Source organism: Clostridium sp. TJA038 (genome assembly GCF_058310255.1).
On sequence record NZ_JBZEFA010000001.1, the window covers coordinates 26,702 to 39,158 of the forward strand.

At 28.2% G+C, this 12,457-nt stretch carries 11 protein-coding genes; 9 read left to right on the forward strand and 2 right to left on the reverse strand.

Features of this window, described 5'->3' with window-relative positions; translation table 11 throughout:
• Positions 1–2: 2 nt before the first annotated feature.
• From AC4FQV_RS00135 to rho, 8 genes are all read left to right on the forward strand, one after another.
• On the forward strand, positions 3–830 hold the full coding sequence (locus tag AC4FQV_RS00135) for a cyanophycinase (protein WP_491139482.1): 828 nt from the start codon (positions 3–5) through the stop codon (positions 828–830).
• Positions 817–3,417 (forward strand): cyanophycin synthetase, encoded by a 2,601-nt coding sequence (gene cphA / locus AC4FQV_RS00140; protein WP_491163685.1) that lies wholly within the window; start codon positions 817–819, stop codon positions 3,415–3,417. The genes AC4FQV_RS00135 and cphA overlap by 14 nt, the downstream gene beginning before the upstream one ends.
• A gap of 126 nt (positions 3,418–3,543) precedes the next feature.
• Positions 3,544–4,416, forward strand: coding sequence for a 4-(cytidine 5'-diphospho)-2-C-methyl-D-erythritol kinase (gene ispE / locus AC4FQV_RS00145; protein ID WP_491139480.1), 873 nt, complete (start codon positions 3,544–3,546; stop codon positions 4,414–4,416).
• Between the two features lie 71 nt (positions 4,417–4,487).
• Complete coding sequence (gene spoIIR, locus AC4FQV_RS00150) at positions 4,488–5,117, forward strand: stage II sporulation protein R (RefSeq protein ID WP_491139479.1); 630 nt, start codon at positions 4,488–4,490, stop codon at positions 5,115–5,117.
• Between the two features lie 47 nt (positions 5,118–5,164).
• A complete protein-coding gene (locus tag AC4FQV_RS00155; RefSeq protein ID WP_491163689.1) occupies positions 5,165–6,145 on the forward strand; it encodes a tRNA 4-thiouridine(8) synthase ThiI in 981 nt (326 codons plus the stop codon).
• Between the two features lie 19 nt (positions 6,146–6,164).
• A complete protein-coding gene (locus AC4FQV_RS00160; RefSeq protein ID WP_491139477.1) occupies positions 6,165–6,584 on the forward strand; it encodes a YwiB family protein in 420 nt (139 codons plus the stop codon).
• Positions 6,585–6,888: 304 nt separating this feature from the next.
• The gene (gene pyrG, locus AC4FQV_RS00165; RefSeq protein WP_491139476.1) at positions 6,889–8,496 is read left to right on the forward strand and encodes a CTP synthase; all 1,608 of its coding nucleotides are present in this window, start codon (positions 6,889–6,891) and stop codon (positions 8,494–8,496) included.
• 259 nt (positions 8,497–8,755) lie between these two features.
• The gene (gene rho / locus AC4FQV_RS00170; RefSeq protein ID WP_491139475.1) at positions 8,756–10,219 is read left to right on the forward strand and encodes a transcription termination factor Rho; all 1,464 of its coding nucleotides are present in this window, start codon (positions 8,756–8,758) and stop codon (positions 10,217–10,219) included.
• Between the two features lie 40 nt (positions 10,220–10,259).
• On the opposite strand, the gene AC4FQV_RS00175 is transcribed toward rho, so the two are convergent.
• Both AC4FQV_RS00175 and rpmE read right to left on the reverse strand, forming a co-directional pair.
• Positions 10,260–11,384: an MGDG synthase family glycosyltransferase gene (locus AC4FQV_RS00175; protein WP_491139474.1), complete on the reverse strand. Its 1,125-nt coding sequence runs from the start codon at positions 11,382–11,384 to the stop codon at positions 10,260–10,262.
• A gap of 104 nt (positions 11,385–11,488) precedes the next feature.
• Positions 11,489–11,695: a 50S ribosomal protein L31 gene (gene rpmE, locus AC4FQV_RS00180; RefSeq protein WP_003452406.1), complete on the reverse strand. Its 207-nt coding sequence runs from the start codon at positions 11,693–11,695 to the stop codon at positions 11,489–11,491.
• A gap of 155 nt (positions 11,696–11,850) precedes the next feature.
• Here rpmE and AC4FQV_RS00185 point away from each other — a divergent pair, with 155 nt between their 5' ends.
• Complete coding sequence (locus AC4FQV_RS00185) at positions 11,851–12,450, forward strand: thymidine kinase (RefSeq protein ID WP_491139473.1); 600 nt, start codon at positions 11,851–11,853, stop codon at positions 12,448–12,450.
• Positions 12,451–12,457 lie beyond the last annotated feature (7 nt).

The window sequence follows — 12,457 nt, forward strand, 5'->3', positions numbered from 1 at the left end:
AATTGAGTTCTAAGAATAAAAAAAATCTTATTATAATAGGTGGAGCTGAGGATAAAGTAGGAAAGAAGGTAATATTAAACTTCGTTGCAGATAAACTAAAGAAAACAGAAGGGAAATTATTAATTGCAACTATAGCCACAGAATCTCCTAATATAGTAATAGAACAATATAAAAATATCTTTTCAAGTTTAGGAATAAGAAAGATTAATGAACTTCGTATTATAGAAAGAAAAGAAGCTTTTGAAGAAAGAAATATTTCTTTGGTAAAGGAAGCTTCTGTTATATTTTTTACAGGAGGAGATCAACTTAGAATAACTAGTTTAATAGGAGGAACTCCTCTTTATGATGTTTTAAAAGAAAGATGTAGTGAAGGCTGTTATTTTGTTGGAACCTCTGCTGGTGCTTCTGTTATGAGTGATGTAATGATTGTTGGTGGAGAAGAAGAAGAATCACCTAAAAAGAGTACATTAAATATGTCAGCAGGATTAGGTCTTATAAAAAACACACTTATAGACCAACACTTTGCACAGAGAGGAAGAATTGGAAGATTATTGTCTGGAGTATGCCAAAATCCAGAGGTATTAGGTATTGGAATAGATGAAGATACAGCCATAGTAATAAATGATGATGAACTAACTGTAATTGGAAGTGGTTCAGTTTACTTTGTAGATGGAAGAGAAATTAAATATACAAATGTTTCAGAAAAAAGGCAAGATGAGGTTTTTAGTATATTTAATATAAAATTACATGTGCTAACAGCAGGAAAGAAAATGAATTTATCAACAAGGGTGCCTTTTGAGGAGGAAAGAAATAAAAATGAAGATAAATAATCAACGTATCTTTGAAGGAAGAAACATATATTCACATAAAAAGTGTATTAGATTAGATGTTGATTTAGAAGGATACTGCGAAAAACCAACTAAAGATATTACGGGGTTTAATGAAAATTTATTAAAATACCTTCCAGAACTTTATAGCCATAGATGTGGTATAGATGTAGAAGGAGGATTTGTTAAAAGATTAGAAGAGGGAACATACCTAGCTCATGTTTGTGAACACATAATAATAGGAATACATAATAAATTAGGTATGGATATAAAGTATGGTAAAGCTAGAGAAATAAAGGAAGATTTATACTATATAATATTTCAATATGAGCTTAAAAAAACTGCTTTATTAATAGCAGAATTAGCTGTAGATTTAATAAATTCCTTAATAAAAAATAAATCAATTGATTTTTATGATAGAGTAAACAAAATAAAGCAGGTTATGAATGAAGAAGTTTTAGGTCCTTCTACAAGAGCTATTTGTGAAGCTGCAAATAGAGAGAAGTTACCTATTCTTTCTATAGGAGATGGAAGTTTATATCAAATAGCCTATGGAAAGGCAGGAAAAAGATTTAGTGCTACAATTGGGCATTATACAAAGGGGATTGCGATTGATACAGCTTGTGATAAGCTTCTTACAAAAGAACTTTTAGAAACACAAAATATACCTGTTGCTAGAGGAGAAAAAGTATTTAATGTAATAAATCTCTTAGATTCAATAAATAGAATTGGCTATCCTGTAGTTTTAAAACCACAATGGGGTAGCAAGGGTAAGGGCGTTTATCTTAATATAAAAAATGAAAAAGAACTTTTAAAAGCTTATTCAGAGTTAAGTAAAGATTGTAAAGAAGTAATTATAGAAGAATATAAAGAGGGAAATGACTATAGAGTTCTTCTTGTAGATTATAAAGTAGTAGCAGTTTCATTAAGAAAACCTCCATATATAATAGGAGATGGTTTTAGAAGTATTAAAGACTTAATAGAGGCTATGAATGCAAATCCATTAAGGGGAGATGACCATGAAAAGCCTTTAACTAAAGTTAAAATAGATGAAGAACTTATAGATAGATTAGCTAACTTAGGATATGCTTTAAATTCAATTTTATCTTATGGAGAAAAAATTGTTCTTAGGTCAAATGCTAATTTATCTACAGGAGGTAGTGCAGAAGATAAAACTACTGTTATATGTAGAGAAAATATTGAACTTTGTGAAAGGGCAGCTAAGATTATAGGATTAGATATTTGTGGAATAGATATTTGTACTAAATCAATAGAAGAACCTATAGAAAATAATGGAGGAATAATATTAGAAGTAAATGCTGCACCAGGTATAAGAATGCATCATTTTCCTACTTTAGGAGAGAAAAGAGATGTTGGTAAATGCATACTAGATAATATGTTTAAAGATGGTTATAATAATATTCCTGTTATAGCTGTAACAGGAACTAATGGAAAGACAACAACTGTTAGGTTAATATCACACATTTTAAGTTTAATAGGCTTAAAGGTAGGATGCACTACAACATCAGGTGTTAAGATTGGAGATAAATATATACATAAAGGAGATGACACAGGATATTATAGTGCAAGAACAATACTTTTAAATCCAGAAGTTGAAGCTGCTGTTTTAGAAAGTGCTAGAGGTGGATTAGTTAGAAAAGGGTTAGCTTATGATTTAGCTGATGTTGGAGTTATAACTAATATAAGAGAAGACCACTTAGGAATAGATGGAGTTGAAAGTATGGAAGATTTAGCTTTTGTTAAATCTTTAGTTGGAGAAGCAGTAAAAGATACAGGATATTCTGTTTTAAATGCTGATGATGAGTGGAGTATTAAAATATTAAATAGAATAAAAAATAAAAAAATATTATTTTCTATGAATGAAAATAATAAGTATATAAAATCAAATATTAATAATGGAGAGCCTGTAGTATTTTATAGAGAAAAAGATAAGAGTATTTATGTTAATAATAGAGGTAGAGAATATAAAATAGCTTCAGTTTATGAAATGGAATTTACTTTAAATGGAGTATTAGTTCATAATATAGAAAATGCAATGGCGGCTTGTGCAGCTTTAGTTGGAATAGGGGCAGATTATTGCATAATTTCTAAAGGGTTAAAAATGTTTAAATCTTCTGAAGAGGATAATAGAGGAAGGTTTAATATTTTTGATGTAAATGGAATAAAGGTAATATTAGACTATGGACATAATATTGATGGATATGAAAAAGTTATAAAGGCACTTAAAAATTTAAACTTTAGCAAGGTTACAGGAATTATAGGAGTTCCTGGAGATAGAGATATAAAAACTATGAGAGAGATAGGAAAGATAAGTGGTGAATTCTTTGACCATATAATAATAAAAGAAGACAAGGATTTAAGAGGTAAAAAGGTTGGAGAAGTAGCAAATATAATGAAGGAGGGAGTAAATAGTTCTAAAAGAGATAATTTAAGTGTAGAAATTATACTTTCAGAAGAAGAAGCTTTAAATAAAGCTTTAAAAACTGCTAAAGTTGGTGAGTGTATAATAGTGTTCTTTGAGGACTATGAACCTTTATATGATATAGTAAAAAAAAATAAAAGATATTAGGATATTTTAAAGAGAGATTTTCTTTGATTTTTAGGAGATTTCTCTTTATTTTAATTAACTCTTTATGTTTTTAAAATAAAATAATATAATTATATTTAGCTTTATTAATGTAAGAAGGGTGATTATATGAAAATGAAGGCTTATGCAAAAATAAATATAGCCTTAGATGCTGTTGGAAAAAGAGAAGATGATTATCATTTATTAAGAATGATAATGCAAACAGTTGATTTATATGACATTATAGATATAGAAAAAAGTATGGATGAGAAAATAAGCATAACTTGTAATAAACATTATGTTCCTACAGATGAAAGAAATTTAGCTTATAAAGCAGCAGTTTTATTTAAGGAAGAATTTAAAATAAAGCAGGGAGTAAAAATTAATATTAAAAAGAATATACCAGTTGCAGCAGGGATGGCAGGAGGAAGCACAAATGCAGCAGCAGTTTTAGTAATAATGAATGAAATTTTTAATGTTAAGGCTCCTTTAGAAGAATTAGAGAGAATTGGATTAAAGATAGGTGCAGATGTACCTTATTGTATTAAGGGAGGAACTGCTTTATGTGAAGGTATTGGAGAAGTTATAACTCCTTTAAAAGCTTTTGAAAATAAAATTTTAGTTATATTAAAGCCTAATTTTGGAGTTTCAACTAAAGAAGTTTATACAAGCTTAGATATAAATAAAATAAGAAAGCATGTAGACATAGAGAGTTTAATTAATGCTATGGAAAAGGATGATTTAGACTATGTAGCTAAAAATATGAAAAATGTATTAGAAAATGTAACCTTAAAAAAACATAGCATATTAAAAAATATAAAGGACGATATGAGAAAAAATGGTGCTTTAGGGGCTATGATGAGTGGTAGCGGACCTACAGTATTTTCTTTCTTTGAGGACATGTTAACAGCACAGAGAGCTTTTGAGTTCTTAAAAAATAAGTATAAATATTCAGATGTTTATATTACAAGAACTATAAATAATATAGGCAATAAATTTTAATAAATAATTTTTTAGTATGTATATAATAAAGACTCCTTGGTAATAATTAAGGTATCAGGGGGTGTATTGTTATGAAAAAAATATTATCAGTTTTATTATTAGGTATTGTAGGTTTATTTTTAATAGGAGTTTCTTTAGATGGTAGACAAGCTTTAGGAGCAACAGAAGAAAGTTTAGTTGAAGATATAAGTGAGAAGTTAATAAGATTTCATGTTTTAGCTAATAGCAATAGTGATATTGACCAAGAGTTAAAGCTTAAAGTTAAGGATGAAGTTTTAAAATATATTTCACCTATATTAGAAGAATCAAAAAGCTTAGAAGAGTCTAGAGAAATATTGAAAAGAGAAGATGAAAATATTATAAAAATAGCAGAAGATTACATAAAATCTCAAGGATTTAATTATAATGTAGAAACTACATTATCTAGAGAGAACTTTCCAGTTAAGCAATATGGAAATATTATATTACCACAAGGAGAGTATGAAGCCTATAGAATATTAATAGGTGAAGGCGAAGGTGAAAATTGGTGGTGTGTTATGTTTCCTCCACTTTGTTTTATAGATGTAACTAAGGGACAGATTTCCTATGATAAAACAGAGGAGAAAATGAAGGATGTATTAACTGATGAAGAGTTTGATAAAGTTAATAAAAAAGAAAATAATGTTAAATTTGGATTGAAGATATTTGATTTATTTAATTAAAAGAATTAACATAGGATAATAAAGTTATTTTAGGAGGAGAGAAATATATGACTAGAGCATTAGCCATGGTTTCAGGTGGATTAGATAGTATATTAGCTGCAAAGCTTATAAAAGATCAAGGAATAGAAGTAATAGGAATTTGTTTTAAATCATATTTTTTTAATGAAGAAAATGCTAAAAGAATGTGTAAACAAATAGATATGCCTTTAGAAGTAATAGATTTTTCTAAAGAACATTTTGAAATGGTAAAAGACCCTAAGCATGGAAGAGGGAAAAACATGAATCCTTGTATAGATTGCCATGCAATGATGATGAGATATTCAGGGGAACTTTTAAAGAAATTTGATGCTGATTTTATAATAACTGGTGAGGTTTTAAATCAAAGACCAATGTCTCAAAATAGACAAGCATTAAATACAGTAAAAAAAGAATCAGGATTTAGTGAAAAAATATTAAGACCATTATGTGCTTTAAATTTAGAACCTACAGAGATGGAGTTAAATGGATTAGTAGATAGAGAAAAATTATTAAAAATATCAGGTAGAAGTAGAAAAGCTCAAATGGAACTTGCTGAAAAGTGGAATATAGTCGATTATCCATCACCAGCAGGAGGATGTAAATTAACAGAACCAGGATATGCTATAAGATTAAGTGATTTACTTGATAATCAAGATGAAGTAGCACAGGATGAAATTGAAGTTTTAAAATATGGAAGACATATGAGAATATCACCAAAAAATAAAGTTATAGTAGCTAGAAATGCTGACGAGTGGAAAGATATAATTAAGTTAAAGAAAGATGGAGATATTTTAGTAACTTCAAAAAATTCAACAGGAGCACCTGTTATTTTAAGAGGAGAATTTAATAATGAGGACCTTGAAATAGCAGCTAGAATTTGCGGAAGATATTGTAAGGAAAAAGATAAGGACTTAGTTGAAATAAATTATGATAAAGATGGAGAAGTGAAAACTATAACTATAACTCCATTTAAAGATGAAGATTTAAAGAAATATATGATAAATCAATAGTAGTAGAGAGGATATTATTATGAGTAAAAAAGCTATAATATCAATATGTAGTACACAAGATATAGGTGATAGAGAAAAAATAGAAGTTGTAACTGTAGGAGAGTTTTCTATTGTAGGAGATGAGTTTATAGCTACTTATGATGAGACTGAAATTTCAGGTATGGAAGGAACTAAGACTACTTTGAAAATAAAGGGAGATAAAGTTGAGTTACATAGAGAGGGTACAACTAGTACTAAAATGGAATTTAAAAAAGACAATACTCAAGTAGCACTATATAATACTCCTTATGGAATGTTAGAACTTAAAACAACTACTAAGGAATTAGATTTAGATGTAGATGAAAAAGGTGGAAATATATCTATAAAATATCATTTAGTAGCTGGTGGACAAGAACCTATAAAAACTAATTTAAGTATGAAAATAAAGGTAGATGAATAAAATAAAAGGGCTATAAAATAGCCCTTTTTTATTATGATAAAAATAAAAAAAGTTGAAAATTTTCAACTTAACAATTTTAATATTTATAATTAATTTTAAAAAATATGAGTAAAATATAACTAGTAAACGTTCTAGAAATAAAAAAATTAAAAAACACAAAAAAGTACTAGACTTATGTCTGAACTTTTGATAGAATATCTACTATGTTATTAAATCAAGCAATAAAAACCCATTCTAAATGAGGTAATTATCATTATAAATGAAATAAAGAGATATGTCAAGAAAAAATTTAGGAGGAAAAAATATGAGCAAAAATACTAAGTATGTATTTGTAACAGGTGGAGTTGTTTCTTCTTTAGGAAAAGGAATAACAGCTGCTTCTTTAGGAAGATTATTAAAAAATAGAGGATTAAGTGTAAGTATTCAAAAATTTGACCCTTATTTAAATATAGACCCAGGTACAATGAGTCCATATCAACATGGAGAGGTTTTTGTAACTGATGATGGTGCAGAAACTGATTTAGATTTAGGACACTATGAAAGATTTATAGATGAAAACTTAACTCAAAACTCAAATGTTACTTCAGGTAGAGTTTATTGGTCAGTAATATCAAAGGAAAGAAAAGGGGAATACTTAGGAGGAACAGTTCAAGTTATACCTCACATAACTAACGCTATTAAAGAAAGAGTACATAGAGTAGGAAAAGAAAGAGATGTAGATGTAGTAATCACTGAGATCGGTGGAACAATAGGTGATATCGAATCATTACCTTTCTTAGAAGCTATAAGACAAATAAAATATGATGTAGGCAAAGAAAATGTTTGTTTTATACATGTTACATTAGTACCTTACTTAGGAAAAGCTGGTGAGTTAAAAACAAAACCAACTCAACATTCTGTTAAGGAATTAAGAAGTATAGGAATTCAACCTGACATAATAGTTTGTAGATCAGAGAAAGAATTATCAGAAGATATTAAAAAGAAAATAGGTTTATTCTGTAATATAGATGCAAATGAAGTTATTCAAAACTTAGATGCTGAACATTTATATGCTGTTCCTTTAATGTTACATAAAGAAGGCTTAGATAGATTAGTTTGTGAAAAATTAGGTTTAGGATGCAGAGATATAGATAATGCAGAGTGGATAGATATGGTTCATAGAATAACTCACTTAACTCATACAACTAAAATTGCTTTAGTTGGTAAATATGTTGAGTTACATGATGCTTATATATCAGTAGTTGAAGCTTTAAATCATGGTGGATTAAGCAATGATACTAATGTTGAAATTGAGTGGATAAATGCTGAGAATGTAACTAAGGAAAATGTTGATGAATTACTAAGTGGAGTAGACGGAGTTTTAGTTCCAGGGGGATTCGGAGATAGAGGAGTAGAAGGAAAAATAGAAGCTATAAGATGGGCTAGAGAACATAAAAAACCTTTCTTAGGAATATGCTTAGGAATGCAATGTGCTGTTATAGAGTATGCTAGAAATGTATTAGGTTTAGAGGGAGCTCACTCATCAGAATTAGACCCTGAAACACCATATCCAGTAATTGATTTAATGCCAGAACAAAAGGATGTTGAAGATTTAGGTGGAACAATGAGACTAGGATTATATCCATGTAGATTAGAAGACAATACTTTCTGTAAAGATGTTTATGCATCAGATTTAATATATGAAAGACATAGACATAGATATGAATTTAATAATGAATATAGAAGTCAATTAGTAGAAAATGGATTAACTATAGCTGGTACTTCACCAGATGGTAGATTAGTTGAATGTGTAGAAGTTAAGGACCACCCTTGGTTTGTTGCAGTTCAATATCATCCTGAATTAAAATCAAGACCAAATAGACCACATCCATTATTTGTAGGTTTTGTTGGTGCTGCTTTAAATAATAAATAATAGTTTATAAAAGGATATCTAACCTTAATAGGTTGGATATCCTTTTTTTATTAAGAATCAACACAAAATGTTATTAAAATATACTATATATAGATTAGATTTTATATGATATGATAATAATATAAATATTTAACATAAGAAATTTTATACATTTTTAATAGGATATTCGAAGTTTTCTATATATAAAAGTCTTAAAGCAATCTAAAAATTACTTTTCTTTATTTATTCCACTATTTAAAAGAAGCAGGAGGTGCTTAATTTGCATATAGAACAATATGAAAATATGACTTTAGTTCAGCTAATGGAAAAGGCGAAGGAATTAGGAATAAAAAACATAAGTAGAAAAAGAAAAAGCGAATTAATCGAAGAATTAAAAGAAGTATCTAAAAAAGAAAATAATAATATTAGTAAAGTAATACATAAAGATGGCGTTATTTTAAGAGAAAAAATATCTCAAAAAGAAAATAGTGGATATAAAGAAAATAGTTTAAATGAGAAAGTAATTAAAAATTGTAATAACCTTAATGGAAATGGTAATTATCATAATAGTTCAAATGAAGAGGGTAAGAAAGAACAATTAAAAGACATGATTAGTTCATCAGACTCAGCTAAGGGAATACTTGAAATATTAGATAATAATAATTTTGGATTTTTAAGATGTAGAAATTACTTAACTAGTGAAGATGATATATATGTTTCTCCTTCTCAAATAAGAAGGTTTGGTTTAAGAACAGGTGATGAAGTTCAAGGTAAGGTTAGAATCCCAAAGGAAGGGGAAAAATTTAAAGCTCTACTTTACGTTGAAAAGGTAAATGGGGAAAGTCCTGAAAAAGCTATAGGAAGAAAAAAGTTTGAAGATTTAACACCAATATATCCTAAGGAAAGATTAAGACTTGAAACAGATAATAGTAGAGATTTAAGTTCAAGACTTATGGATATAATTTGTCCTATAGGAAAAGGGCAGAGAGGAATGATAGTTGCACCTCCTAAAGCTGGTAAAACAACTCTTTTAAAAAGGATAGCTCAAAATATATCTAAAAATAATCCTGAAGTTAAACTTATTGTGCTTTTAATAGATGAAAGACCTGAAGAAGTAACTGACATGAAAAGAAGTATAGATGGTGAAGTTATTTATTCAACCTTTGATGAGGAACCACAAAATCATGCAAAGGTTTCAAGTATAGTTTTAGAAAGAGCAAAGAGAATGGTTGAGCAGGGAAGAGATGTTGTTATCTTAATGGATTCTTTAACAAGATTGTCAAGAGCATATAACTTAACTGTTACTCCTTCTGGAAGAACATTATCTGGAGGCTTAGACCCAGGAGCTCTTATAATGCCTAAAAAATTCTTTGGAGCTGCTAGAAATTTAGAGGAAGGTGGAAGCTTAACTATTTTAGCTACATCTTTAGTAGATACAGGAAGCAGAATGGATGATATGATTTTTGAAGAATTTAAAGGTACTGGAAATATGGAAGTTCATCTAGATAGAAAACTTCAAGAAAGAAGAATTTTCCCAGCTATTGATATTTATAAATCAGGTACTAGAAAAGAGGACCTTTTATTTAATGAAGAGGAAAGAGAAGCTTCATATAAAATTAGAAGAGTTATGCAAAAGGAAAATAATATAGAAGATGTTGCTGAAAAGATTATAAATTTACTATCTAAAACTAAAAATAACAAGGATTTTTTACAAGTTGTTTTAAAAATTGATTTTGAAGGATAGTAAAAAGTATAACAAAAGAAGATATTAAAGTTTAGGTACTTTAATATCTTCTTTTATTATATGAATTTTCAAGCATTTCATGACAAAGTTTGATTGTTCCTTCAGGTGAATATGAACTTAAAACTTCTACAATGCTTTTTTTCATATTTACTAATATGTTAGACTCTAAGTTTAATTCATTTATTATATCATTTAATTCATCTAAATGTTTAATTGGAATGGCACAATTACTACTTGATAAAAATTCTCTATTTTCACTTTCTTGCCCAGGGATTATAAATGGTATTATCATAGGCAGATGACTTAAAAGTGATTCAGTAGTAGTTAGCCCACCAGGTTTTGTAATAATTAAATCTGAGTTTTTCATAATTTTTGGTATTTCCGTAGTGTATCCTAAAATATTTAACTCTTTATTACCCTTTATATGTCCATATTGTTTACATAACTCTGTTTTTAGCTCAGTGTTATTTCCACAGACTATAGTTAAATTTAAAGGATTTTCATTTTTTATTAGGGTTTTTAATACTTTAGATATATTATCTAAACCCATACCGCCTCCCATTAAAAGAATATTTAATGGTGATTGGATAATTTCTTCTACATAATTATGATAATCTGTTTTATAAAAAGCCTCTTTTGCTGGAATGCCAAAGGGTGAAATATTACTTTTTAAAATTCCTTTTGATGCTAAGTTTTCTTTTGTAAAATCACAAGCAACTATGTAATGATCAATTAATTTAGAAACATAAGTATAATGACACATAAAATCAGTAACAACTGAAATAACAGGAACATTTATCTTTTTCTTCTTTTTCAAATGAGAAAGAATACTTATAGATAAAGGGTGTGTTGTGATTATTAAATCTGGATCAAAATTACTTATAAACTGTTCTAGTTTTTTCGATACAGGTAAAAAAAGAAAACTAACTAAACTATTTATAAATCTTACATTACTAAGTTTATAAATTACACCATAAAGTGTTCCTAGGGAACTTGCACATAAATCATATCCATTTACTATTGATCTATCAAAGAAACGGTTCTCCTTAAGAAAGTCGTGTATAAGAATTTCAGTATTATCATTCTTTATAAGTTCCATTAAAGAGTTGGCTGCTTGATTATGACCATAACCAGTAGATGTACTTAAAATAAGAACTTTTTTCATTATATCCACTCACTTTTACTAAAATCTATTTAAAACAAAGTTTATTTGGAAAATATTCCTTATAAATAAAAATGGGAAAGATACGAGTCTTTCCCATAAAGAAATTATTTATTAAGATTAAATCTCTTGTTGAATTTATCAACTCTTCCGCCAACATCAACGATTTTTTGTTTTCCTGTGAAGAATGGGTGGCACTTAGAGCATATTTCAACTTTAAGTTCTGGTTTAACTGAACCAGTTGTGAAAGTGTTTCCACATGCACACTTAACCACTGTATCGTGATGGTATTCTGGATGTATGCCTTGTCTCATGTAATTCACCTCTTTCAAAAATAAAAAAATGTTGCTAAACAACTATTAACAAGTATATCATGGGTATATTTAATCGTCAATAGTTTAAAAGCTTTCTTATTTAAGTTATAATCATATTTATAATATTATAAAAGGATAAGGAGTTTAAATTTAAAATGAGCAAATTATATTTTAGATACGGAGCTATGAATTCAGGAAAATCTACACATCTTATGCAAGTAGCTCACAATTATGAAGAAAGAGGCATGGAAGTTATAATAATAAAGCCTTCTACAGATAAAAAGGGTGGAGATAAGGTTGTTTCAAGACTTGGTGTTGAAAGAGTTGTAGATATTTTAATAGAAAATGAAGAAAATATTATAGATATAATTGAAGATAGATTAAATAAGGGTAGAAAAATAGATTGTATAATAGTTGATGAGGTTCAATTTTTAAAAGCTCATCATATAGATGAGCTTTTTGAAATTGCAGTTGGAAAGAATATTCCTGTAATATGTTATGGCTTAAGAACAGATTTTCAAATGAACGGTTTTGAAGGAAGTGAAAGACTTCTACTATTAGCCCATAGCATAGAAGAAATGAAAACTATATGTAAATGCGGTAAAAAGGCTGTTTTAAATGGAAGAATGATAAATGGTAAATTTACCTTTGAAGGAGAACAGGTTGCTATAGATTTAGTTGATAATGTTGAATATCAATCTTTATGTGGGGAATGTTATTTTAAGTATAAGTATGGAGATAATTCTCATAAATAATAAATAG

Bases quoted from the DNA above. Each gene is read 5' to 3' on its own strand.
- AC4FQV_RS00155 (WP_491163689.1), top strand. From the start codon at position 5,165: ATGACTAGAGCATTAGCCATGGTTTCAGGTGGATTAGATAGTATATTA.
- rpmE (WP_003452406.1), bottom strand. From the start codon at position 11,695: ATGAGACAAGGCATACATCCAGAATACCATCACGATACAGTGGTTAAG.
- spoIIR (WP_491139479.1), top strand. From the start codon at position 4,488: ATGAAAAAAATATTATCAGTTTTATTATTAGGTATTGTAGGTTTATTT.
- ispE (WP_491139480.1), top strand. From the start codon at position 3,544: ATGAAAATGAAGGCTTATGCAAAAATAAATATAGCCTTAGATGCTGTT.
- AC4FQV_RS00160 (WP_491139477.1), top strand. From the start codon at position 6,165: ATGAGTAAAAAAGCTATAATATCAATATGTAGTACACAAGATATAGGT.
- AC4FQV_RS00175 (WP_491139474.1), bottom strand. From the start codon at position 11,384: ATGAAAAAAGTTCTTATTTTAAGTACATCTACTGGTTATGGTCATAAT.
- pyrG (WP_491139476.1), top strand. From the start codon at position 6,889: ATGAGCAAAAATACTAAGTATGTATTTGTAACAGGTGGAGTTGTTTCT.
- cphA (WP_491163685.1), top strand. From the start codon at position 817: ATGAAGATAAATAATCAACGTATCTTTGAAGGAAGAAACATATATTCA.
- AC4FQV_RS00185 (WP_491139473.1), top strand. From the start codon at position 11,851: ATGAGCAAATTATATTTTAGATACGGAGCTATGAATTCAGGAAAATCT.